General features: G+C 69.9%; 20 protein-coding genes. 7 read left to right on the top strand and 13 right to left on the bottom strand.

What is annotated here, in order from left to right:
- Positions 1 to 10: 10 nt before the first annotated feature.
- Positions 11 to 2,806 carry an alpha-1,6-glucosidase domain-containing protein gene (locus tag ACT53R_RS08790; protein WP_476171484.1) on the bottom strand — a complete coding sequence of 932 codons (2,796 nt, stop codon included), beginning with the start codon at positions 2,804 to 2,806 and terminating at the stop codon, positions 11 to 13.
- A 19-nt stretch (positions 2,807 to 2,825) separates the two neighbouring features.
- Here ACT53R_RS08790 and ACT53R_RS08795 point away from each other — a divergent pair, with 19 nt between their 5' ends.
- Both ACT53R_RS08795 and ACT53R_RS08800 read left to right on the top strand, forming a co-directional pair.
- On the top strand, positions 2,826 to 4,358 hold the full coding sequence (locus tag ACT53R_RS08795) for a tryptophan halogenase family protein (protein ID WP_476171485.1): 1,533 nt from the start codon (positions 2,826 to 2,828) through the stop codon (positions 4,356 to 4,358).
- A 168-nt stretch (positions 4,359 to 4,526) separates the two neighbouring features.
- The gene (locus ACT53R_RS08800; RefSeq protein WP_476171486.1) at positions 4,527 to 6,011 is read left to right on the top strand and encodes an MFS transporter; all 1,485 of its coding nucleotides are present in this window, start codon (positions 4,527 to 4,529) and stop codon (positions 6,009 to 6,011) included.
- Between the two features lie 294 nt (positions 6,012 to 6,305).
- Here the strand turns inward: ACT53R_RS08800 and ACT53R_RS08805 are convergent, their stop codons facing one another.
- Together ACT53R_RS08805 and ACT53R_RS08810 are read right to left on the bottom strand one after the other, a co-directional pair.
- A complete protein-coding gene (locus tag ACT53R_RS08805) occupies positions 6,306 to 7,343 on the bottom strand; it encodes a LacI family DNA-binding transcriptional regulator (RefSeq protein ID WP_476171487.1) in 1,038 nt (345 codons plus the stop codon).
- 64 nt (positions 7,344 to 7,407) lie between these two features.
- Complete coding sequence (locus ACT53R_RS08810) at positions 7,408 to 8,859, bottom strand: MFS transporter (RefSeq protein WP_476171488.1); 1,452 nt, start codon at positions 8,857 to 8,859, stop codon at positions 7,408 to 7,410.
- A 191-nt stretch (positions 8,860 to 9,050) separates the two neighbouring features.
- On the opposite strand from ACT53R_RS08810, the gene ACT53R_RS08815 reads away from it, so the two are divergent.
- On the top strand, positions 9,051 to 9,425 hold the full coding sequence (locus tag ACT53R_RS08815) for a hypothetical protein (protein WP_476171489.1): 375 nt from the start codon (positions 9,051 to 9,053) through the stop codon (positions 9,423 to 9,425).
- A gap of 38 nt (positions 9,426 to 9,463) precedes the next feature.
- Here ACT53R_RS08815 and ACT53R_RS08820 read toward each other — a convergent pair whose 3' ends face one another.
- Positions 9,464 to 9,682: a YdcH family protein gene (locus ACT53R_RS08820; RefSeq protein WP_476171490.1), complete on the bottom strand. Its 219-nt coding sequence runs from the start codon at positions 9,680 to 9,682 to the stop codon at positions 9,464 to 9,466.
- Positions 9,683 to 9,746: 64 nt separating this feature from the next.
- The gene (locus ACT53R_RS08825) at positions 9,747 to 10,109 is read right to left on the bottom strand and encodes a hypothetical protein (RefSeq protein WP_476171491.1); all 363 of its coding nucleotides are present in this window, start codon (positions 10,107 to 10,109) and stop codon (positions 9,747 to 9,749) included.
- A 337-nt stretch (positions 10,110 to 10,446) separates the two neighbouring features.
- On the opposite strand from ACT53R_RS08825, the gene ACT53R_RS08830 reads away from it, so the two are divergent.
- Positions 10,447 to 10,614, top strand: coding sequence for a DUF1328 family protein (locus ACT53R_RS08830; protein WP_476171492.1), 168 nt, complete (start codon positions 10,447 to 10,449; stop codon positions 10,612 to 10,614).
- Positions 10,615 to 10,726: 112 nt separating this feature from the next.
- On the opposite strand, the gene ACT53R_RS08835 is transcribed toward ACT53R_RS08830, so the two are convergent.
- The 6 genes from ACT53R_RS08835 to ACT53R_RS08860 form a co-directional block, all read right to left on the bottom strand.
- The gene (locus tag ACT53R_RS08835) at positions 10,727 to 11,824 is read right to left on the bottom strand and encodes a hybrid sensor histidine kinase/response regulator (protein ID WP_476171493.1); all 1,098 of its coding nucleotides are present in this window, start codon (positions 11,822 to 11,824) and stop codon (positions 10,727 to 10,729) included.
- Entirely contained in the window at positions 11,817 to 13,985 is a 2,169-nt protein-coding gene (locus ACT53R_RS08840; RefSeq protein ID WP_476171494.1) for an ATP-binding protein, read from the bottom strand. Before ACT53R_RS08840 ends, ACT53R_RS08835 begins: the two co-directional genes overlap by 8 nt.
- Before the next feature lie 52 nt (positions 13,986 to 14,037).
- Positions 14,038 to 14,559 carry a TspO/MBR family protein gene (locus ACT53R_RS08845; RefSeq protein WP_476171495.1) on the bottom strand — a complete coding sequence of 174 codons (522 nt, stop codon included), beginning with the start codon at positions 14,557 to 14,559 and terminating at the stop codon, positions 14,038 to 14,040.
- Positions 14,560 to 14,642: 83 nt separating this feature from the next.
- Positions 14,643 to 16,079, bottom strand: a complete 1,437-nt coding sequence (locus ACT53R_RS08850) for a sigma-54-dependent transcriptional regulator (RefSeq protein ID WP_476171496.1) — start codon at positions 16,077 to 16,079, stop codon at positions 14,643 to 14,645.
- Positions 16,080 to 16,556: 477 nt separating this feature from the next.
- Entirely contained in the window at positions 16,557 to 16,757 is a 201-nt protein-coding gene (locus ACT53R_RS08855; protein ID WP_476171497.1) for a CsbD family protein, read from the bottom strand.
- A gap of 124 nt (positions 16,758 to 16,881) precedes the next feature.
- On the bottom strand, positions 16,882 to 17,247 hold the full coding sequence (locus ACT53R_RS08860) for a BON domain-containing protein (RefSeq protein ID WP_476171498.1): 366 nt from the start codon (positions 17,245 to 17,247) through the stop codon (positions 16,882 to 16,884).
- 209 nt (positions 17,248 to 17,456) lie between these two features.
- Here ACT53R_RS08860 and ttcA point away from each other — a divergent pair, with 209 nt between their 5' ends.
- From ttcA to ACT53R_RS08875, 3 genes are all read left to right on the top strand, one after another.
- On the top strand, positions 17,457 to 18,374 hold the full coding sequence (gene ttcA, locus ACT53R_RS08865) for a tRNA 2-thiocytidine(32) synthetase TtcA (RefSeq protein ID WP_476171499.1): 918 nt from the start codon (positions 17,457 to 17,459) through the stop codon (positions 18,372 to 18,374).
- Between the two features lie 115 nt (positions 18,375 to 18,489).
- The gene (locus ACT53R_RS08870; protein WP_476171500.1) at positions 18,490 to 19,392 is read left to right on the top strand and encodes a recombination-associated protein RdgC; all 903 of its coding nucleotides are present in this window, start codon (positions 18,490 to 18,492) and stop codon (positions 19,390 to 19,392) included.
- Positions 19,393 to 19,582: 190 nt separating this feature from the next.
- Entirely contained in the window at positions 19,583 to 20,302 is a 720-nt protein-coding gene (locus ACT53R_RS08875) for a M48 family metallopeptidase (RefSeq protein ID WP_476171501.1), read from the top strand.
- A gap of 151 nt (positions 20,303 to 20,453) precedes the next feature.
- Here ACT53R_RS08875 and ACT53R_RS08880 read toward each other — a convergent pair whose 3' ends face one another.
- Together ACT53R_RS08880 and hemH are read right to left on the bottom strand one after the other, a co-directional pair.
- Positions 20,454 to 21,302: an alpha/beta fold hydrolase gene (locus tag ACT53R_RS08880; RefSeq protein ID WP_476171502.1), complete on the bottom strand. Its 849-nt coding sequence runs from the start codon at positions 21,300 to 21,302 to the stop codon at positions 20,454 to 20,456.
- On the bottom strand, positions 21,299 to 22,324 hold the full coding sequence (gene hemH / locus ACT53R_RS08885) for a ferrochelatase (protein ID WP_476171503.1): 1,026 nt from the start codon (positions 22,322 to 22,324) through the stop codon (positions 21,299 to 21,301). Before hemH ends, ACT53R_RS08880 begins: the two co-directional genes overlap by 4 nt.
- Positions 22,325 to 22,372 lie beyond the last annotated feature (48 nt).

Below are 22,372 nucleotides of genomic sequence, written 5' to 3' on the forward strand. Positions count from 1 at the left end.
ACCTCGGACGTCATTCGACGACATAGACCACGACGCTGCGTGGCGGGATGGAAAAGGTGCCGGTGGCGGTCTCGACCCGCGCGTCGCGGGCGCGGGCATCGGCGGCCTGCGGATCGCGCTGCACCGGATGCAGCGTCCATGCCTTGCCGGCCTGCGCCGGCAGCGACAGCGTCCGCGCATCGGCGGACGCGTTGAGGAAGTACAGCACCTCGCGGAAACGTGCGCCATCGAGCCCGGCACCGTCGAGATGCGCGACCACGACGCGCGGATCCTGTTCCGCGCCACTGCTCGGGAACGTGAGCCGCCGCGCCACGTCGTCCGCGGTGCGCAGGCGGAACAGCGACGAACTCGCGCGGATGCGCAGCAGGTCGCGGAAGGCGCCGGCCATCCACGCGATGTCCGCGGGCGCGGGCTTGATCCGCGCGTCGGCCAGCACCGGCCGCATCCACGGCCAGTCGCCGCCGTTGTCGGCCTGCTTCGGCAATCCAGCGCCGAAGCCGTTGTCGGCCAGCGTCCAGTCGAGGCGATTGAACGCATCACCGGAATCGAAACTGTTCTTGTCGAGCGACTTCGAGCGCAGCACGTCGATGCCGGCGTGGTAGTAGGCCACGCCCTGCGCCAGCGCCACGGACGCGGCACCGAGCAGCTGCACGCGGGCGCGGTCCTCGCGCGAGGTGTCGCGCGGCAGCCGCATCGCGCCGAGGTCGAACAGCGTCATGTTGTCGTGGTTCTCGACGTAGTTCACCGCCTCGCCCGGCGCCGCGGCGTAGCCCGCGGGCTGGCCGGCGTAGTCGATCGCCGAGAACGGCTGCGTGCGTCCGTCCGCCGTCGTCATGCGCATGCCCGCGAGCGTGCCGCCCAGGCCCACGCGCACGAGGTCGGCGGCGCGCTTCGCCGCCGCGTCGTCGCCGCCGTCGGCGAGGCCGTTGAGCCAGCCCTTGGCGTCGACCAGCGCCGCGCCGCCGTCGCAGCAGCCACCGCCACGCAGCGCATCGCGGGCGCGGTCGCTGAAGCTGCCGATGCCGCTGCCGGCGAGCGAACGCTGCGACGCCTGCACGAAGCGCGCGCCGTCGGCGACCTCGCCGAAGTTCCAGCCTTCGCCGATCAGCGGCACGTGCCGGCCCGCGGCGGCGTCGACCGCGTGCTGCAACCGTTCCATTGCCGCGCGCGGCTGGTGGCCCATCAGGTCGAAGCGGAACGAATCGATGCGGTAGTCGCGCACCCAGCGCGCCGCGGTGTCGATCATCAGCTTCGCCATCATCCGGTGCTCGGTCGCGGTGTTCTCGCAGCACGTCGAGCGCGCGATCTTCCCGGCCGCGTCCAGCCGGTGGTAGTAGCCGGGCACGATGCGGTCGAGTACCGACTTCGGGTCCTGGCCCGCGGCGAAGGTGTGGTTGTAGACGACGTCCATGCCGACGCGCAGGCCGGCGTCATGCAGCGCCTGCACCATCGCGCGGAACTCGCGGACGCGCGCCGCGCCGTCGGGCTGCACCGCGTAGCTGCCTTCCGGCGTGCCGTAGTGCCACGGATCGTAGCCCCAGTTGAAGCAATCGGTCGCCGCGGTCTTCGCGACGGCGGCCTGCTGCGCCTCGCCATCGGGCGCGCCCTTCGGCACCTGTGGCACGAGGCAGCCGCGCTCGGGCACCGACGCGAAGTCGTACACCGGCAGCAGGTGCACGTCGGTGAGACCGGCGGCCTGCAGCGCGCGCAGATGGCGCATGCCGGCGGAATCCCTTTCGGTGAAGGCGAGGTACTTGCCGCGCCACGGCGCGCGCACGCCAGCATCGTCGCGCGAGAAATCGCGCACGTGCAGTTCGTACACGACCATGTCGACGCTGTCCGCCGTCGGCGCGGGCCGCGGCGCAGCGTCCCAGCCGGTCGGCTTCGTGTCGGGCGCGTCGGGATCGAGCACCACGCTGCGCGCCGAATCGACGGTGAGCGCGGCGGAATACGGATCGGTCACGCGATTGCGCACGATGCCCGTGCCCGGCGCGAACACGTCGACGAGATACGCGTAACGCGTGCCGTGCAGCGTGCCCGGCAGGTCCAGCGTCCACGTGCCGGTAACGTCGTCGCGATGCGCGGGCAGCGCGCGGGTCGCACCACGGTCTGCGTAGACGCACACGGCGACGCTGCGCGCGGTCGGCGCCCACAGCGCGAAACGGGTGGCGAAATCTTCCGCGCCCGGCGGCGGCACGGTGCGGAACGCGCCCAGCGCGACGTCGTCGGCCGCGGCGTACAGGTCATCCAGCGCGCCGGGCATCTGCACCGCGGTGGCGTCGAGCACGCGGCCCGCGTCATCCTCGCGCACCAGCAGCAGTTGGTCGCGCAACAGCGCACCGACGTCGACGGCATCGCCGAACACCAGCCGCGGACCGTCGCCGACGAAGCGGAAGCGCTCGGCCAGCGCGGCGGTCATCTCGACCTTTGCCGGCGCCAGATCGACATGGCCGTCGGCACCGGCGACGACCTGGCCAGGCACCGCGCGCAACGCGGCGGTCGCCGATCGATACAACCGGAAGCGACCCGTCACCGGCGCGCCAGGCCACTGGATCAGATGGCGATCCAACCAGTAGGCGCGGGCGTCGACAGCGAGCCCGGCCTGCGCGTGCAACACGGTCGCGGCGGCGGGCGCATCGCAGGCGGCGCGCAGGCCGGCGTCCGCGCGCGCGGACGCGGCCGCGATGGCCGGGATGCACGCGAGAATCGTTACAAGCGCCCTGAATACGTATGCAGTGCGCGGGTGTCGTGGCCGTTGCACCGCGGGATGACCGGGATTGCCGTGCATCGCATACTGATTGCGCATCCCAACGAGCCTCCGCCGCATGAACACCACGCCCGACAGTTCTTCGCCGCACCGCGTCAACCAGATCGTGATCGTCGGCGGCGGCACCGCCGGGTGGATGACCGCGGCGGCGCTGGCGAAGGTGCTGAACCCATCGTATTCGATCCGGCTCGTGGAATCCGACGAGATCGGCATCGTCGGGGTGGGCGAGGCGACGATCCCGATGATCAAGCTCTACAACACCGCGCTGGACCTGGACGAGGGCGACTTCATCCGCGAGACCATGGGCTCGTTCAAGCTCGGCATCGAGTTCGTGAACTGGGGCCGGGTCGGCGACAGCTACATCCACGGCTTCGGCAAGATCGGCCAGGACCTCGGGTTGGTGCCGTTCTACCAGTACTGGCTGAAGATGCGCCGGGCCGGCAAGGCCGCGCCGCTGGACGACTACTCGATCAACACCTTCGCCTGCCGGCACAACCGTTTCATGCCGCCGGTGACCGACCGCCCGAACTCGCCGCTGGCGGACATTGCCTACGCCTACCACTTCGACGCCAGCCTCTACGCGCGCTTCCTGCGCCGCTACGCCGAGGCGCGCGGCGTGGTGCGCACCGAGGGCAAGGTGATCGGTGTCGAGCAGAATCCCGAGAGCGGCTTCATCAACGCGATCACGCTGGACAACGGCGAGCGCATCCCGGGCCAGCTGTTCGTCGACTGCTCGGGCTTCCGCGGGCTGCTGATCGAGCAAACATTGAAGACCGGCTACGACGACTGGAGCCACTGGCTGCCCTGCGATCGCGCCGTGGCCGTGCCCTGCGAACGCACCACGCCGCTCACGCCGTACACGCGATCGACCGCACGCGAAGCCGGCTGGCAGTGGCGCATCCCGCTGCAACACCGCGTCGGCAACGGCCACGTCTTCAGCAGCCAATTCATCAGCGAGGACGAGGCCACCGCGACGCTGATGGCCAACCTCGAAGGCCCGGCGCTGGCCGAGCCGCGCGTGCTGCGTTTCCTCACCGGCAAGCGCAAGAAGTTCTGGAACAAGAATGTCGTTGCGGTGGGCCTGGCGAGCGGCTTCATGGAGCCGCTGGAATCGACCAGCATCCACCTGATCCAGTCGAGCATCGCGCGGCTGACCGCGTTCTTCCCGCACGCCGGCTTCGACCAGACCGACATCGACGAATTCAACCTGCACTCCGAATTCGAATTCGAGAAGATCCGCGATTTCCTGATCGCGCACTACCACGCCACCGAGCGCGACGACACGCCGTTCTGGACCTACTGCCGCACGATGGACGTGCCGGAGTCGCTGACCCGCAAGCTGGAGCTGTTCCGCAGCTGCGGCCGGATCTTCCGCGACTGCAACGAGCTGTTCGCCGAGCCCAGCTGGATGCAGGTGCTGTATGGCCAGCGCCTCGTGCCGCGCAGCTACCACGCGATGGTCGACGTGTATCCGGAAGAGAAGATCATCGAGTACATGGAAGGCATCCGCGGCGTGATCGCGAACTGCACGCGGGTGATGCCGACCCACGAGGAATTCATCGCCAAGCACTACGCGGCGAAGGCGATGTAGCGCCACGGCGATGGCAGACGGGCGGGCGCCGCGATCACATTCGCCGCGCCCGTCCCGTTGAATACGTTTGCATCCCGCCATTGCTGCGCTGCAGCGCGACGTCCTGCGCGCATCGGCGCATGTGATGATGCGCGTCCGCACGCCGCGCACGCACAGGGACCCCCGCCGATGACCTCCGCATCGCAGACCACGAAGCCGACGCTGTCGTTCTGGCAGATCTGGAACATGTGCTTCGGCTTCCTCGGCATCCAGTTCGGGTTCGCGTTGCAGAACGCCAACGTCAGCCGCATCTTCCAGACCCTCGGCGCGGACATGGACGCGCTGCCCGGCCTGTGGATCGCCGCGCCGCTGACCGGGCTGATCGTGCAACCGATCATCGGCCATCTCTCCGACAGCACCTGGACGCGTTTCGGCCGCCGCCGCCCGTACTTCATGGTCGGCGCGATCCTCGCCTCGCTGGCGCTGCTGGCGATGCCGAACTCGCCGTCGCTGTGGATCGCCGCCGGCCTGCTGTGGGTGCTGGACGCCTCGATCAACGTGTCGATGGAACCGTTCCGCGCCTTCGTCGGCGACCAGCTGCCGGTGTCGCAGCGCGCCAAGGGCTACGCGATGCAGAGCTTCTTCATCGGCGTGGGCTCGGTGGTGGCGAGCATGCTGCCGTGGCTGTTCGAGAAGGCCGGCGTGGCCAACGCGGCGGACGCCGGCCAGGTGCCCGACACCGTGCGCTACGCGTTCTACGCCGGCGCCGGCGTGCTGCTCGGCGCGATCGCGTGGACGGTGCTGCGCACCCGCGAATACCCGCCGGAAGCGCTGCAGGCCTTCGATGAGGCACCGGCACTGGACCGCGCGCCGCTGGACCGCACGCGCAGCACGCGCTTCGGCACGTTCTGGTTCTTCGTCGGCGCCATCGCGATTGCCGCGGTCGCGGTGCAGGGGCTGCCGAAGGAACTGTTCCTGCTCGGCGCTCTGCTCGCGGCCTACGGCCTCGCGCTGTTGCTGCTCAACGTGCTGCCGGCCGAGAGCGGCTTCTCGACGGTGATGACCGACATCTACGCGATGCCCGACACCATGCGCCGGCTGGCGCTGGTGCAGTTCTTCTCGTGGTTCGCGCTGTTCGCGATGTGGATCTACACCACCTCCACGGTGACCGCGGTCTACTACCACACCACCGACACCGCCTCGGCCGAATACAACACCGGCGCGAACTGGGTCGGCGTGCTGTTCTCGGCGTACAACGGCTTCGCCGCGCTGGCCGCGATCGCGATCCCGTTCATGGCCCGCCGCATCGGCCTGCGCCGCAGCCACCTGTTCAACGTGACGCTGGGCGGCCTCGGCCTGATCGCCATCCCGTACATGCCGAACGAGAACTGGCTGATGCTGCCGATGGTCGGCGTCGGCTTCGCCTGGGCCTCGATCCTGTCGCTGCCCTACGCGCTGCTCTCCGACAGCGTGCCGGCGCGCAAGATGGGCGTGTACATGGGCATCTTCAACTTCTTCATCGTCATCCCGCAGCTGGTGGCGGTGGCGACGCTGGGCTTCCTGCTCAAGCGCGTCTTCGGCGATGCACCCGCCGGCATCCTCGTGCTCGGCGGCGCCTCGATGATCCTCTCCGGCCTGCTGGTGCTGCGGGTGCGGGAGCCCGAGGCGCACTGAGCGACGCGGCTTTCTGCAGGAGCGACGTGAGTCGCGACCCGACCACGCAACAGCAGTCGCGACTTCCGTCGCTCCCACAGGAAAGGTCGACGGCGTTTCGTTGCCAAGGCCGCCCGGTGACGTTTGCATGGCGACATCGCGAATCCCGGCCGCACCGGGTCGCGACTCACGTCGCTCCTACGAAGATCAACGGCGCGGTTGCCTGCTTTTGTAGGAGCGACGTGAGTCGCGACCCGAAAGCGCATCGTTGTTCCGCGCAGCATCCATCGCGCCCGCAATCGAAATCTGCGCGGCTCAGCCGCCGGCGCCGCTCGACCTGCGCACCACCAGCGTCGCCGGCAGCATCGCGCTTTCGGCGGGCTGGTCGTGGATGCGCTTGAGCAGGGTGCCGACCAGCAGTTCGCCGGCGCGGGCGGTGTCCTGGTAGACGGTGGTCAGCGGCGGGTTGCAGAAGCGGGCCATCGCGATGTCGTCGAAGCCGACGACGGCGACGTCCTCGGGCACGCGCAGGCCGTGTTCGTGCAGGGCGCGGATGGCACCGATCGCGATGAGGTCGCTGGCGGCGAAGATGGCGTCGAACAGCACGCCGCGGCCGAGCAGCGCCTTCGCCGCTTCGTAGCCTTCTTCCTCGGAGCTGAGCGCGTCGACCTGCAGCGCGGGTTCCTCGGGGATGCCGGCCGCGCGCAGCACCTGCTCGCAGCCGCGGTAGCGCGCGTGGAATTCGGGGTAGTGCGGCGAGGCGTCGCCGAGGAAGGCGATGCTGCGGCGGCCGAGGCCGAGCAGGTGTTCGCCGACCAGGCGGCCACCGTCGGCGTTGTCGCAGCCGATCGAGATGCCCGGCTGGTCCGGCAGCACCGCGCCCCAGCGGACGAAGTGCGTGCCCTGTTCGACCAGCCGTTCGAGCTTGGGCCGGTAGTCGACGTAGTCGCCGTAGCCCAGCAGGATCAGGCCGTCGGCCTTCATGCTGTCCTCGTAATCGGCGTGCCAGTCGTCCGACAGCTGCTGGAACGACACCAGCAGGTCGTGGTGATGGCGGGTGCAGGCGCGGGTGATCGAACCCAGCATCGACAGGAAGAACGGGTTGATGTTCGACTCGTCCTCGGTGGGATCCTCGAACAGCAGCAGCGCGAGCGTGCCGGCGCGCTGGGTGCGCAGGCTGGAGGCGCGACGGTCGACCTTGTAGTTGAGTTCCTGGACGGCGTCGAGCACGCGCTTGCGGGTCTCGGCGTTGACCAGCGGACTGCCGCGCAGCACGCGCGAAACGGTCGCCTGGGAAACACCGGCGCGGTGGGCGATGTCGACCGAAGTGGCCTTGGTCTTGCGGAGGGCCATGGCTGTGCCGTACGTCTTGGGCTGGTCCGCAGTGTAGTCGGCGCGGGCGGCGGGCGCGACGGGGTCAGTGCCCGCCGCCGGCACCGGCCGACGCGGTCGCATGCGGGGCACCCTGCTTCACCGCCAGCCACGCCAGCGCCGAGACCAGCATGCAGACGCCGCCGAGGGCGAACACCAGCGCCTTGTTCTCCACGCCGGCGAGCAGCGCGCCCACGCCCAGGCTCACCGCCAGCTGCGGCAGCACCACGCTGAGGTTGAACACGCCCATGTACAGGCCGATGCGCGCCGGCGAGACGCTCTGCGAGAAGATCGCGAACGGCAGGCTGACGATCGCGCCCCAGCCCAGGCCCATCACCGCCATGCCGAGATACACCGCGGCGGTGGCATGGCCGAAGACATAGACGAAGCCGAAGCCCAGCGCCATCGTCGCCAGGCTGGCGGCGTGCACGCGCACCTCGCGGAAGCGGCGCGCCAGCGGGTTCAGCACCAGCGCCGGCACCAGCGCGGCGACGGCATTCAACGACAGGAAACTGAAGGACATCAGCCGCCCGGTGGCGTCGGCGTCGAGCTCGGGAAAGCGCTGCTGCACGAAACCGATCATGTAGACGAACAGGCTCTGCATGCCGAACCAGCTGATCGCGTGCGCGGCCAGCACCTTGCGGAAGCCGGCGATGTCCTCGCGGCCGTCCAGCACCTGTTTCTCGGCCAGCGCGTGCGCGATCAAGGCCAGCGTCGCGATGCCGAACACGACTTCCAGCCACATGCCGTGGCTCTGCACGCCGGCGAGCTTCAGGCCCATCGCGATCGGCGCGTACACCGCGAACGCCCACAGCGGGCGCATCAGCAGCAGCAGGCGGCCGACGCTGAGTTTCTCGGCCGGCGTGCCGGTCTCGGTGTGTACCAGCGTCCGTGGCTCTTCCACCAGCATCGCCGGCACCAGCGAGAACACCAGCACCAAGCCGGCGCCGAAATAGATCAGCGCGATGTTGCCCCACACCGCGCCCACCGCGTAGGCCAGCACGCCGAACGTGCCGGAGACGGTCTGCATCCAGGTGTAGCCGGCGGTGCGCTTGGGCCCTTCCGGCGTGAGGTCGGCGATGATCGCGCGGGTCGGGTTGAAGCCGAGGTTGATCGACAGGTCCAGCGCCATCGCCACCGTCACCGCGACGCCAAGGATGGTCTCCAGCCCCAGTGCCGCGCCGATCGCGCCGATGGAAGGCAGCGCCAGCAGCATCAACGCGGTCAGCACGCCGCCGACGAGGATGAAGGGCCGCCGCCGCCCGCCCCACAGCCACACGTTGTCGCTGATGATGCCGATGATGACCTGGCCGAGGATGCCCGCCAGCGGGCCGGCCGCCCACACGATGCCGATCTCGTCGAGCTTCAGCCCGTACTTCGTCGACATCAGCCAGCTCAGCGCGGAGATCTGCACCGCCAGCGCGAAACCCATCGCCGTCGACGGCAGGCTCAGCAGCATCAGGAACGGCGATGACAGGCGTTCTTGCATCCGCAGCATGGGCGGTCCTCCCCGGGTGACCCGGCAGGATAGCGTGCCGCCCGGAGCGCGGCGTTGAATACGGTTGCTGCTGCGACGCAGCATGCCGCTCGTCATCGCCGCGTCGCCTTCCGGCGGGATGGCGACGGCGCACCCGGATGGCGGCGAACGGCGCGGGTATGCTGGCGGGCGACCTGCGAGGACCCACCGTCATGGCCATCTGGAACTGCGCCAGCTGCGGCGAAGACAACGATTCGGTGTACGGCATCTGCTGGAACTGCGGTCTGGCGCTCGCCGCCGAAGCCGACGGCACGGACGCCGCGGTCGTGGCCGACGACGGCCTGCTGGTGGACGACGACACGCCCGAGGCCCGCGACCTGCGCTGCACCCGTTGCGGCGCCGCGATGCAGCCGCTGGGCCGGCTGCGCTTCCAGGACGGCAACCGCATGGTGCCGCTCATCGACGGCCAGCTGGGCGAACGCCTGATCGACCGCACGTCGCTCGACGCCTACGCCTGCACCGGCGCAGCCTGCGGCAAGGTCGAGTTCTTCACGATCACCGTCGCGGAAGTGTCGCAGTCGGGCTGAGGCCCGCAGCAATAACGCGACCGTCGCGCTGCGATCGCTTACGCCGGTTCGTCCGGGATCAGCGCCGATTCCATCCGCGCGATCGAATCCTTCAGCTGCAGCTTGCGCTTCTTCAGGCGCTTGATCGCCAGTTCGTCGGCGGCGATGTTCTCGTGCAGGCGCTCGATGGCGAGATCGAGGTCACGATGCTCCTGGCGCAGCTCGCCCAGCCGCTGCACCAGGCGGGCGAGTTCGGCGGGGTCGGAGAGGCGGCTCATGCGCGGCAGCTTAACATCGCCGCCACGACGCGCCCCACCGCCGGGCGGGCGCGGGGGCACCGGATCAGCGGTCGCCGACGTAGAGCGCAGCGTCGGACACGTGCTGCCAGTCGGCCAGCGCGCCTTCGGTGTCGACCGAGATCTCCGGCTCGCCCGCGGAGGCGGGCGCGGGGCTGCCGTCGTCGTAGTCGGACACGTCGTCGGCGAACCAGGCCGCGCGCGGGGTCACCGGACCGATCGCCGCCGCCGCGACGCCGTGCGCCTCGGCGGCACGGTCGTGGCGGACCGCCGACGCCAGCGCCCAGCCGAACAGAACGGCCCAGACCGCCAGCAACGCGACCATCGTCCGCAGGCGACGGCGACGACGGCGGGACAGGCGACCGGGGGACATGCGGACGAGGGACGTGCTGACGAGGGAAGCGGGCATGGCGGGTTCCTCGCGGGACGGAGGGGCGGGCACGCATTCCCTCCATCAAATAGCGTGCCATCCGTAACCACGCGAATTCGCGGGGAAACAGGCCGCCGCAACATCGCCGGCGGCACCGGCGACGTTGCATCGCGCACGGCCGCGTGCAGATCGCGCGGCCTGCACGGTCCGGCACGCATGCGGCAAGCGCGCACCGCCACCACCGCACCTGTCGCAAACTGCTGAAAACACGGACGTTGCCACCGGTTCACCGGCGCGGCGCGACTGGCACGCGATTTGATGTTCTCCCGGTGCGTCCGCGATCGCGGACCCGCATCCGCCCCCGAGGAGAATCGTCATGCTGTACTACGCGCTCGTCTTCCTGATCGTCGCCCTGGTCGCCGCCGTGCTCGGCTTCGGCGGCATCGCCGGTGCCGCCGCCGGCATCGCCAAGATCCTGTTCTTCGTGTTCCTGGTGCTGTTCGTGGTGTCGCTGATCTTCGGTCGTCGCCGACCCGCGGTCTGACCGGCGCACTGCACGCAGAGCGAATATGCAACGCCCCGCGCGATCGCATCGCGCGGGGCGTTGTCGTGATGGTGCATGCGAACGTCGCCGCCGCGGCGACGACGCGTCCGGCTCAGGCCAGCGCCAGCTCGAACACGAACGTGGCGCCGCCGCCGGGACGATCCTCGTACCAGAGGTCGCCGCCCATCGTCCGCGCACGCTGCTTCGCCAGCGCCAGCCCCAGACCGGTGGCGCTTTCGCCGCCGGTGGGTTTCGACGACAGGCGCACGAAGCGCTTGAACAGGTTCTCGCGATCCTTCGCCGAAATGCCGGGGCCGCGATCGTGCACGGCCAGCGCGCCGAACTTGCCGCGCCGCGCCACCGACACCGCGACCTGGCTGTCGTGCGGCGAATACTTGATGGCGTTGGACAGCAGGTTCTGCAGCACGTGGCCCGCGCCGGCTTCCTCGGCCATCACCAGCAGGTCGGGATCCTCCTGCACCAGTTGCAGCGCGATGCGCTTGTGCGCGGCCTGCGCGGCGAGCAGGTGGATCGCGCGGCCGGCCAGTTCGGTCGCCTGCATCGGCTTCACCGGCACGCCGTGCGCCTGGTCGTGCTGCTGCTCCAGGAACGCCTGCAGGAACAGCACACCGGCGTCGGCGGATTCGCGGATCGACGCCGCCAGCGCGCGGCGCGCGTCCTCGGGCAGGCCGTCCTCGCGCAGCATGTCCGCCGAGAACAGGATGTTGCCGAAGTGGTTGCGCAGGTCATGGCTGACGATCTCGGCCATGCGCTGGCGCTCCTCGGCGACGCGCGCGAGGCGTTCGCGCGAACGCTTGAGGTCGAGGTGCGTGCGCACCCGCGCCAGCAGTTCCTCGGCGATGAAAGGCTTGGTGATGTAGTCGACGGCGCCGGAGGAGAACGCGCGCACCAGGCTGTCGCGCTCGTGGTCGGCGGTGAGGAACACCACCGGCACCTCGCGCGTCTGCGGCATCGCCTGCAATCCTTCGAGCACCGCGAAGCCGTCGAGCCCGGGCATGCGCATGTCCAGCAGCACGAGGTCGGGTGGGCTGCGTTCGGCCAGCGCCAGCGCCTCGCGGCCGTCCAGCACCGGCACCACGTCGTAGTCGGCGTGCGTCAGCAACTGGCCGACGACCTGCACGTTCGCGCTCTGGTCGTCCACCACCATCACCACCGGCAGCGTCACCGGCGACTGGAACCTGTTAGGCATCTTCGGGCATCTCCTGTGCGATCTCGCCGGCGTCGCCGGCCAGGCGGTCGAGCACCGCCTTCATCTGGTGCGCGTCGAAACGCTGCACGGCCAGGTGCAGGCGCCGCGCTTCCTCGGCGAGCACGGCATCGCCGATGTCCTCGGCGAGGACATCGAGCCGGCGCGAGAATTCGCCGATCTCGCGGATGCGCATGCGCCGCCGCAGCGGGTCCAGCGACATCGCGCGGATGGTGCGCCATTCGGCCAGCGCGACGTCGCGCGCGGCGGCCCCGTGCCCGGCACCGCCAGCCGCGGCGAGGGCCGGGACTTCGGTCTGCGCGGCCACGGCCTCGCCGAACAGCGACAGCAGCACGTTCAGCAGTTCGGTCGGCGCATACGGCTTGCGGATGTAGCCGTCGAACGGAACGCTCTGCGGACCGTGTTCGTCGACCAGGCTGGACGCGGTGACCGCGATCACCCGCACGTGTTTCAGCGCCGGATGCTCGCGGATCGCCTCCGTCGCGCGATAGCCGTTCATGCGCGGCATGCGCAGGTCCATCATCACCGCGTCGGGCCGGAAGCTCTGCGCCATCGCCACCGCCTGTTCGCCGTCGCGCGCCACCGCGACGACGTGGCGGCTGCCGTGCAGGTAGCCGCGGGCGACCTCGATGTTCCACTCGACGTCGTCGACGATCAGGATGCGCAGCGGCGGGAGGCGATCGAAATCCGCGCGCTCGTCGCCGTCGCCGGCACCGGTCGCGGCGACGGGCATCGCCTGCGGCAGGTCGGGCAACGTGACCTGGAAGGTCGAGCCTTCGCCGACCCGGCTGCTCAGCTGGATGTTGCCGTGCATCAGGTCGACGAGGCGGCGGGTGATGCTCAGGCCCAGGCCGGTGCCCTGGCGATGCCGGCCGTCGGGGCTGTCGGCCTGGAAGAACGGCTCGAAGATCTGCGCCTGCGCGTCCGCCGCGATGCCGGTGCCGGTGTCGCGCACTGTCAGCCGCAGGTCACGGCCATCGCCCAGCGGCGCGGGCCGCATCGCCACCGACACCACCACTTCGCCGCGCTCGGTGTACTTCACCGCGTTGCTGATCAGGTTCATCAGGATCTGGCGCAGGCGATGCGCATCGATCGCCACCGGCACCAGTTCGGTCTCGTCGATCTCGCTGCGCAACGAGAGGCGCTTGGCCTCGGCCATCGGCTCGAACAACGCGACGATCTCGCCGGTCAGTTCGGCGATGTCGGTGCCCTGCGGATTGAGCTGCAGCTTCCCGGCCTCGATCTTCGACAGGTCCAGCACGTCGTTGATCAGCGCCAGCAGCATCTGCCCGCTCTTGCGGATCGAGGCCACCCACTCGCGGTGCAGCGGTTCGCGCACCTGGTCGGCGAGCAACTGCGCGAAGCCGAAGATCGCATTCATCGGCGTGCGGATCTCGTGGCTCATGCTGGCGAGGAAGGCGCTCTTTTCCTCGCTGGCGCGGCGCGCCTGCGCGGCATGCAGCTCGACCAGCAGCGTGTTCTCGGCCTCGCGCTGGGCGCGGCGCAGCGCGAAGAAGCCCAGCAGGCCGGCGAACAGCGCCAGGCCGTTGGCGATGAGCAGGGTGGCGTTGGTCTGCTTGACCAGCGAATCGCGCTCGATGCGGCGCTGGACCAGCAGCCGGTCCTCCTGCGCCGCCATCTCCTCGATCCGGGCGCGCATGCGGTCGACGATGGCCTCGCCCTTGCCGTCGCGGATGCGGCGGATCGCCGCCAGCTCGTCGCCCCGGCGCATGTCGGCGCGCTTGATCGCGACCGAGGCTTCGGCGCGCTGCACCAGCAGGGCGTAGTCGTCCGACAGCCCGGCCAGCGCACGCTGGTGCGCCGGATTGTCGGTGGTCATGCCCTTCAGCTGGCGGATGCCGTCGCGGATCTCGTCGAGATGCCGCTGCATGCCCTCCAGGTGCCCGTCGTCGCCGACGATCAGGTAGCGCAGGCCATCGGCCTCCATCCCGCCCATCGCGTTCTGCAGCACGGCGAGGCGGTCCTTGACCTGCACGGTGTGGCTGATCCACGAGATCGACGTGCGCAGTTCGTCGATGGACTTCACCGACACGAACGAGGTGACCAGGATCACCCCGAAGGCCAGGGCGAGCAGTCCGATGTTGGCGCGGTTGCGGAACTGGCTGACGCGGGTAAGCGGCATCGGCGCGGGACCCGTGGGGCGATGTCTGCCGGAACTCCGCCGGCCCGGCGACTCAGGCGTTCATCAGCCAGATGGTACCGTTCAGCACCAGCGCGAACGACACCCACAGCATGTAGGGCAGCAGCAGGTAGCCCGCCACCGGGCGCACCCGGCCGAAGGCGAGCGTCGTCGCCAGCAGCGCCAGCCACAGCAGGCAGATGTCGAGGAACGCCAGCGCGGGGCTGTGCAGACCGAAGAACAGCGGCGTCCACACCAGGTTGAGCACCAGCTGGATCGCGAACAGCTGCGTGGCGCGCCGGCGCAGCGGCCGGTCGTCGGCGTCGCGATGGCGACGGACCAGCCACAGCGCCACCGCCATCAGGGCATACAGCACCGTCCACACCGGGCCGAACACCGCCGACGGCGGGTTGAACGTCGGTTTCAGCAGCGCGTCGTACCAGTCGTCGGGCGCGAACAGCACGCCGGCGCCTGCCCCGAGGGCGACCAGCAGGAAGATCCAGGCGACGAGGCTCAGCCCGTCGCCCAGCGGCGTCGCGGCGAAATCCTCGGAAGGCGTGTCTCGGGAATCGGTCATGCGGAACTTCATCTTGTGTTGCGACGGCGCGGCAGGGACGCGAAAGGCCCGGGCACGAGGGCCCGGGCCCGCCACGCGCGGGATCAGAAGCCGTAGAGCTTGCGTTTGCGGTACAGCGTCGACGCATCGATGCCGAGCGTGCGCGCGGCGGCGTCCAGGCTTTCGCTGACCGCGAGGATGCGTTCGATGTGCAGGCGTTCGAGCTCCTGCAGCGACATCAGCGTGCCCGGCTGCACGTCCGCGCGCTGGCCGCTGTTGAACGCCAGCTGGTCGGGGCCGATCTCCTCGCCGCGGGACAGGATCACCGCGCGCTCCATCATGTTCTGCAGCTCGCGCACGTTGCCCGGCCACGCATAGGTGCGCAGCTTCGACAGCGCCGACGGCGACAGCCGGCGCGCCGGCAGGCCGTAGTCGGCGGCGTAGCGGCGGACGAAGGCGTTGGCGAGGTCTTCGAGATCTTCCTGGCGTTCGCGCAGCGGCGGCAGGGTGATGGCGATGACGTTGAGCCGGTACAGCAGGTCGAGGCGGAACTGGTTGTCGCGGACCATCGCCTCCAGGTCGCGGTTGGTCGCGGCGACGATGCGCACGTCGGCCTTGCGCGTGGCCGGATCGCCGACGCGCTCGTATTCCTTGTCCTGGATGAAGCGCAGCAGCTTGGGCTGCAGCGACAGCGGGAAGTCGCCGATCTCGTCCAGGAACACCGTGCCGCCGTCGGCATGGGTGATGCGGCCGACGGTGCTCTGCACCGCACCGGTGAACGAACCCTTGGAATGGCCGAACAGCTCGCTCTCCATCAGCTCCGCCGACAGCGACGGGCAGTTGACGGTGACGAACTCGGCCGACGCGCGGCTGCTGCCGCGGTGCACGGCGCGGGCGAGCACGCCCTTGCCGGTGCCGCTCTCGCCGAGGATCAGCAGGTTGGCGTCGGTGCGCGCGACTTGCAGGGCCATGTCGATGGCGGCCTGCATCGCCGGATTGCGGCTGGTCAACTCGGACGGCATGGTGCGGCCGACCTCGCGCTCCAGGCTGTCGATGCGATCGAGCATCCGCCGGGTCTCGATCTGGCGGGCGACCGCGATCCGCAGCTGTTCGGGCGAGCACGGCTTGACCAGATAGTCGGCCGCGCCCAGCGAGATCGCGCGCACCGCGTCCTCGACGCCAGCGTTGGCGGTCACCATCACCACGCGCATCTGCGGCGCCAGCTCGGCCAGGCGCGGCAGGGCGTCGATGCCGGAGTCGTAACCGATGTTGTGGTCGAGCAGACAGACCTGGAACGGCCGGGTCGCGGCCAGGCGCAGGCCCTCGGCCAGGCTGTCGGCAGTCTCCACGCTGTAACCGTGGCGGCTCAGCGCCATCGAGAAGTTCTGCAGCTGGCGGCTGTCGTCGTCGATCGCGAGGATGCGACCGGCGGGCTTGGTGTCGGACTTCGGCACGGCGCGGGCATCGGCGGAGGACGATCCCACTATATCGGCGCCGGTCGCCGGCGGCAGGCTGCTGCCGAGGATGGCGACGGGGGACATGGGAAGCGGGCGGACGGGCGTGCTGACGGCAGCGGGCATGGGGGATCCTCGGGAACGCCACGCGACCCTTTCGCGTGGTGGGCAATGCGATTGCAAGACGCATGCCACGGCGCAAACCCTTGATTTCTCGATGTTCGCCGCTCCGGGATCGTGCGCTTCGCACGTCGCCGCGCACGGCATCGTGCATTGCGCACGACGCCATCCGGACCCTTCCTCACAAAGAAACCGCCCCGCGCGGGGAGACGCGGAGCGGCAAAGCCCGGAGCCACCGGGACTGGAGGGAGAGGCTGGCGGGAGGGATCGGAGCGCGCGACCTGGAGCGCCACACTCGGGGGGAGAGAGAGGCCGCCCTCCCGGCCGGGGATCGGAGACCGGTCCGGGAGAACGACGGGAGGCGTGCCGCCGCACGGCGGGGGGAAGCGGCGGGCGGCACGGACCGCGGCGCGCCTGCACGGGCGCGGACGCGGCGGGACGGAATCAGTGGAGGTTCTTCTCGAAGTCCTTCACCTGCTGCTCGGCGATGTCCCTGGTGACGCCGTAGCGCTCCTGGACCTTGCCGGCGAGGTATTCGCGGCTGCCTTCGAGGACGGTCAGGTCGTCGTCGGTCAGCTTGCCCCACTGCTGCTTGATGCGGCCGTTGAGCTGCTTCCACTTGCCCTTGATGATGTCGGTGTTCATTGCGTCACTCCTCGGGGGATTCGGAGAAAGGTGTTGCGGGGGAGCCGCGTGGACGCGACGGTCCCGCGCGGGTGCCGGCGGCCGGGACAGGGATCGGCGGACCGGCGGGAGACGCCGCGGTCGCTCAGCCCTTCGGCTTGACCGTCAGCGTGGTGGTGTCGACCGATTTCACGCCCTTGATGGCACGGGCGACGGCGGCGGCCTTGTCGACCTGGGCCTGGCTGTCGAGACGGCCGGCCAGCGTGACGACGCCGTTCTGCGTGCTGACATTGATGTCGAGGCCCTTGGTCTCTTCGGTGATCAGCAGATCGGCCTTCACCTTGGTGGTGATCCAGCTGTCGGTGACCGGCTGCTCGGACGCGGAAGCATCGGCCTTGGCCTGGTCGCCGAGGCTGCCCTGCGCCATCGCCAGCGGCGCGGACAGCGCCAGCGCGAACGGCAGTGCGATCAGGGCCAGCTTCGGAACGGGAGGCATGCGGTTGCGTTGCATGTGCGAACTCCATTGCGGGGGAATGCCGACGGATCGCATCGGCAGGGTGATGACTGCACACCGCGTGCCAACCGCCTTCGCCCATTGGAATCAATGCGTTACAAAGTTCGCCGCGACGCGCGCCCTTGCAGCCTGCGCGGACGTCCTGCGCGCTGCCCGATGCGCCATCGCTTCGGGGCTAGAATGCGCGGCCCACGCTGTGCCTTCGCATGAACACGACCCTGCCCCTGCCGGACCCCTTGCCGCCGGCCTCGCGCCGCGTCGCGCACGAGGCCAACAAGCTCGCCAAACGCCTGCGCCACCAGGTCGGCCGCGCGATCGCCGACTTCGGCATGATCGAGGACGGCGACAAGGTCATGGTCTGCCTCTCCGGCGGCAAGGACAGCTACACGCTGCTGGACATCCTGCTGCAATTGCAGAAGAAGGCGCCGGTGTCGTTCTCGATCACCGCGGTGAACCTCGACCAGAAGCAGCCGGGCTTTCCCGAGCACGTGCTGCCGGACTACCTGACGTCGATCGGCGTCGACTTCCGCATCCTCGAACAGGACACCTACTCGGTCGTCACCCGCGTGGTGCCCGAGGGCAAGACGATGTGCTCGCTGTGCTCGCGGCTGCGCCGCGGCGCGCTGTACACCTTCGCCGAGGAACAGGGCTTCACCAAGATCGCGCTGGGCCACCATCGCGACGACCTCGTGGCGACGTTCTTCCTCAACCTGTTCTTCCACTCGAAGATCAGCGGCATGCCGCCGAAGCTGCTGAGCGACGACGGCAAGCACGTGGTGATCCGCCCGCTGGCCTACGCCCGCGAGGACGACATCGCCGCCTACGCCGAGGCCCGCGGCTTCCCGATCATCCCCTGCAACCTCTGCGGCTCGCAGGAGAACCTGCAACGCAAGCAGGTGAAGAAGATGCTCGATGCCTGGGAACGCGAGACGCCCGGCCGCATCGAACAGATCGCCCGCGCGCTGGGCGACATCCGCCCGTCGCAGCTCAGCGACCCCAAACTGTTCGACTTCCTCGCGCTGGGCAAGCGCGGCGACGGCGCGCTGCCGGATGCGCATGCGTGGCTGGGAGGCGCGAACGACACCGACGCGAACGAGGGGCCCGGCGACACCGCGATGCCCTGATGGTGTCCTCCCGGGCACAGCGAGGGACCCGCTGCGTCCTCCCCGTTTTCCCGCAGCGAATCCCGAAGCCATCCGGCCGCGGGACGACACGACCCCCACTCTTTCCGGATTCCCGATGTTCTTCCGCAACCTCACGTTCTTCCGCTTCCCCGCCTCGCTCAACGTCGACGACCTCGACGCCGGCCTCGTCGAATGCGCACTCAAGCCGGTCGGCGCGCTCGAACTCTCCTCGCGCGGCTTCATCTCGCCGTTCGGCCGCAACGAGGAAGCACTGTCGCATCGCATCGGCGAGTCGATCTGGCTGGCCGCCGGCAGCGAGGACAAGATCCTCCCGGGCTCGGTGGTCAACGACCTGCTGCAGAAGAAGCTGGCGGAGATCGAGGAGAAGGAAGGCCGCCGCCTCGGCGGCCGCGCGCGCAAGCGGCTGAAGGAAGACCTGGTCCACGAACTGCTGCCGCGCGCGTTCGTGAAGCCCGGCCGCACCGACGCCCTGATCGATCTCGCCAACGGCTTCATCGCCGTCGACACCTCCTCGCGCAAGAGCGGCGAAGCGGTGGTGTCCGACGTGCGCCAGGCGCTGGGCAGCTTCCCGGCGCTGCCGCTGAACGCGGAAGTCGCGCCGCGTTCGATCCTCACCGGCTGGATCGCCGGCGACCCGCTGCCCGCGGGCCTGTCGCTGGGCGACGAATGCGAACTGCGCGATCCGGTCGACCACGGCGCGATCGTCAAATGCCAGCACCAGGAGCTGCAATGCGACGAGATCGCCAAGCATCTGGAAGCCGGGAAGCAGGTCACACGCCTGGCACTGACCCTCGACGACCATCTCGGTTTCGTGCTGGGCGAGGACCTGATCGTGCGCAAGCTGAAGTTCCTCGACGGCGCCGTCGACCAGCTCGAATCCACCGAGCGCGACGACCTGCGCGCCGAGCTCGACGCGCGCTTCGCGCTGTTCAGCGCCGAAGTGCGCCGGCTGTTCCTCACCCTCGAACCGGTGCTGAAACTCTCGAAGGCGGACTGAAGCGCGTCGAGCGACGTCGAAACGCGTCGCGTCGGATCGAGTCCGATCGACGCCTCCGACGTTCGTCCCCTTCCGCAGCGCATGACGCTGCGGGTAGCATGTCGCAATGCCTTTCCGATTCCGATGGCGGGACGATGCTTCCCCCGCACGTGCGCCTGCGCGTGCCGCCCGCACGCAGCAGCGCGATGTCGTGCCGTTCCGCTTCGAGGACGGTCGCGCCGTCGACGTGCTGCGCGTGCGCGATCCGCGCGCGCGCCGGATCAAGCTGTCGGTGAGCGAACGCGGCGTGCGCCTGACCGTGCCCGAGCGCGCCAGCCTCGGCGCCGCGGACCGCTTCCTGGCCGAACACGGCGAATGGCTGGATGCACAGCTCGCACGGCTGCACGGCATCGGCCACATCGCGCTGCGTCGCGACGAGACCAACGCCCTGCCGCTGCGCGGCGCGGCGATGCCGCTGCGCTGGGCCCCGGGCCGCTTCACCGCGGTGCGTCGCGAGGACGACACGCTGGTCTTCAACGTCGCCGCACGCGCCGGCGATGCCGCACTGCATCGCGCACTGCGCGATTTCTACGAGGCCGAGGCCCGCGCCGACGTCGGCCGCTGGCTGCCGCGCTGGCTGCCGACCGTGGCGCGCGAACCGCGCCGCGTGCAGTTCAAGATCATGAGTTCGCAGTGGGGCTCGCTGGCGCCCGACGGCACGGTCTCGCTGGACCTGTCGCTGGTGCTGGCACCGCCGGAGGCGTTCGAGTACGTGCTGGTGCACGAGCTGTGCCACCTGATCCACCACGACCACTCGCCGGCCTACTGGGCCGAGGTCGAAGCCCGCTTCCCGGGCTGGCGCGAACAGCGCGACTGGTTCCGCGAACACGGTCGCGCGCTGAAGGCGCAGCTGCTGGCGCTGGTGCGCTGAGCGAACTGCTGCCGGCCAAGATGCTCTGGTAGAGCGGCCTGACCAGCCATTCGGCTGTTGAACACCAGGCCGCTGCGTTTGGCTTCATCTCGAAAAGCAGCGGCCTAAAGGCCGCTCTACCGCGCCGGGGAGACAGCGCAGGTCCGGCGCCTCACAGTTCCAGCGCCGCCACGACTTCGGCCGGATGCGTCATGTGCAGGTGATGGCTGCCGACGATCGGCGTGCAGCGGATGTCCGCGACGCAGGCGAGGCGGCCTTCGCGCAGGCCCGGCGGGAAATACGGCGGCGAGGGATCGGCGACGACGAGCCGCACCGGGCACGTGATCGCGCGCAGGCAGTCGCGCACCTGCGGCTCGGTCATGCGCATCGCGGTGGGCACGGTCAGGCGCGCGTCGCTGCTCCATTCGAGGCCACCGTCGACCGGGCGCATGCCGCGCGCGACCAGCAGCTGCGCCGACGCTTCGTCCAGTTCGGTGATGTTGTTCTGCATCCGCGCCTGCACCGCCAGGCCGGGATCCGTGAACACCCGCTTGCGTTTGCCGTCCAGCGCACGGCGCTTCACCACCGCATCGCGCAGGCGTTCGGCGGTGGTGTCCTCGGTGCCCGACAGCGGGCCCAGCGCCTCGATCAGGTGCAGGCGCTCGACGCGCCCGGGCGCGACGGCCGCCAGCAGGCTGGCGATCGCGCCGCCCATCGAATGCGCCAGCACCGCGAACCGGTCCCAACCCAGCGCGTCGGCGGCCGCGAGGATGTCCAGCAGCGTGCTGAACAGGCTGTACTCGGCGTGTTCGGGATAGTGGAAGCTGCGGCCGCTGCCGGGCAGGTCCAGCGCGACCAGGTCGTACCCGGCGAGATGCGGCGCCATCGGGACGAAGCTGGCGGCGTTGTCGAGCCAGCCGTGCAGCGCCAGCAACCGCGCGCCGCCGTCGCCGTCGTTGCGCAGGCCGGCGAAACGGCCGCGCGCGGTCTCCAGTTCGAATTCGCGCAGGCCGCCACTCATCGACCGACACCGTCCACGGTGCGCCGCGCCAGCGCCGCCAGCGCATCGGCATGCGCGTCGGAGGCATTGAGGCAGGGGATGTAGCGCAGCGCCTCGCCGCCGGCCTCGCGGAACAGCGCCGCGTTCTGCAGCGAGATCTCCTCCAGCGTCTCCAGGCAGTCGACCGCGAAGCCCGGGCAGACGACGTCGATCGTCTTCACGCCCTGCGCCGCCAGCGCCTTCAACGTCTCGTCGGTGTAGGGCTGCAGCCACGGTTCGCGGCCGAAGCGCGACTGGAAGGTCTGCACGGCCTGCGCGGCATCGAAGCCGGCGTCCGCGGCCAGCGCCGTCACGATCGCCTCGGTACCGGCGCGGCAATGCACGGCATAGGGATCACCGGCGTCGGCCAGCCGCTGCGGGATGCCGTGGAACGAGAACAGCAGGCGATCGGCGCGGCCATGTTCGGCCCAGTGTTCGCGGATCGAACCGGCGACCGCGGCCACCCAGGCCGGGTCGACGTGGTAGTCCGCGATCGTCTGGAAGGTCATCGCATCGTCGGCCTCGCGGGCGAGACGCGCGACCACGTCCTCCACCGATGCCGTGGTCGTGGTCGAGTACTGCGGATACAGCGGCAGCACCACGACGCGGCGCACGCCTTCGGCGCGCAGGCCGGCGACCACGTCGGCCATCGCCGGCTTGCCGTAGCGCATCGCCCAGGCCACGCGCAGGTCGGGCAGGCGCGCCTGCATGGCCTCGGCCAGCGCGGCGGTGTGCACCGCCAGCGGCGAGCCGCCGTCCATCCAGATCTCGGCGTACTTGTGCGCGACCTTCGGTCCGCGGATCGGCAGGATGATGAAGTGCAGCAGCGGGCACCAGAGCCAGCGGCTCAGCGCCACCACGCGGTGGTCGTGGAGGAATTCGGCCAGGTAGCGGCGCACCGCCGGCGCGGTGGGCGCATCGGGCGTGCCGAGGTTGACCAGCAGGACGGCGGTTCCGGGCGCGGAACCATCGATGGGGAGGACATCGGAAACGGGTGGCGTCATCGCCATAGGATGACAGCTGCGCCGGTGGGCGTCAGCGGAGACTGGCGC

Source organism: Lysobacter sp. DMC104 (assembly GCF_056313665.1).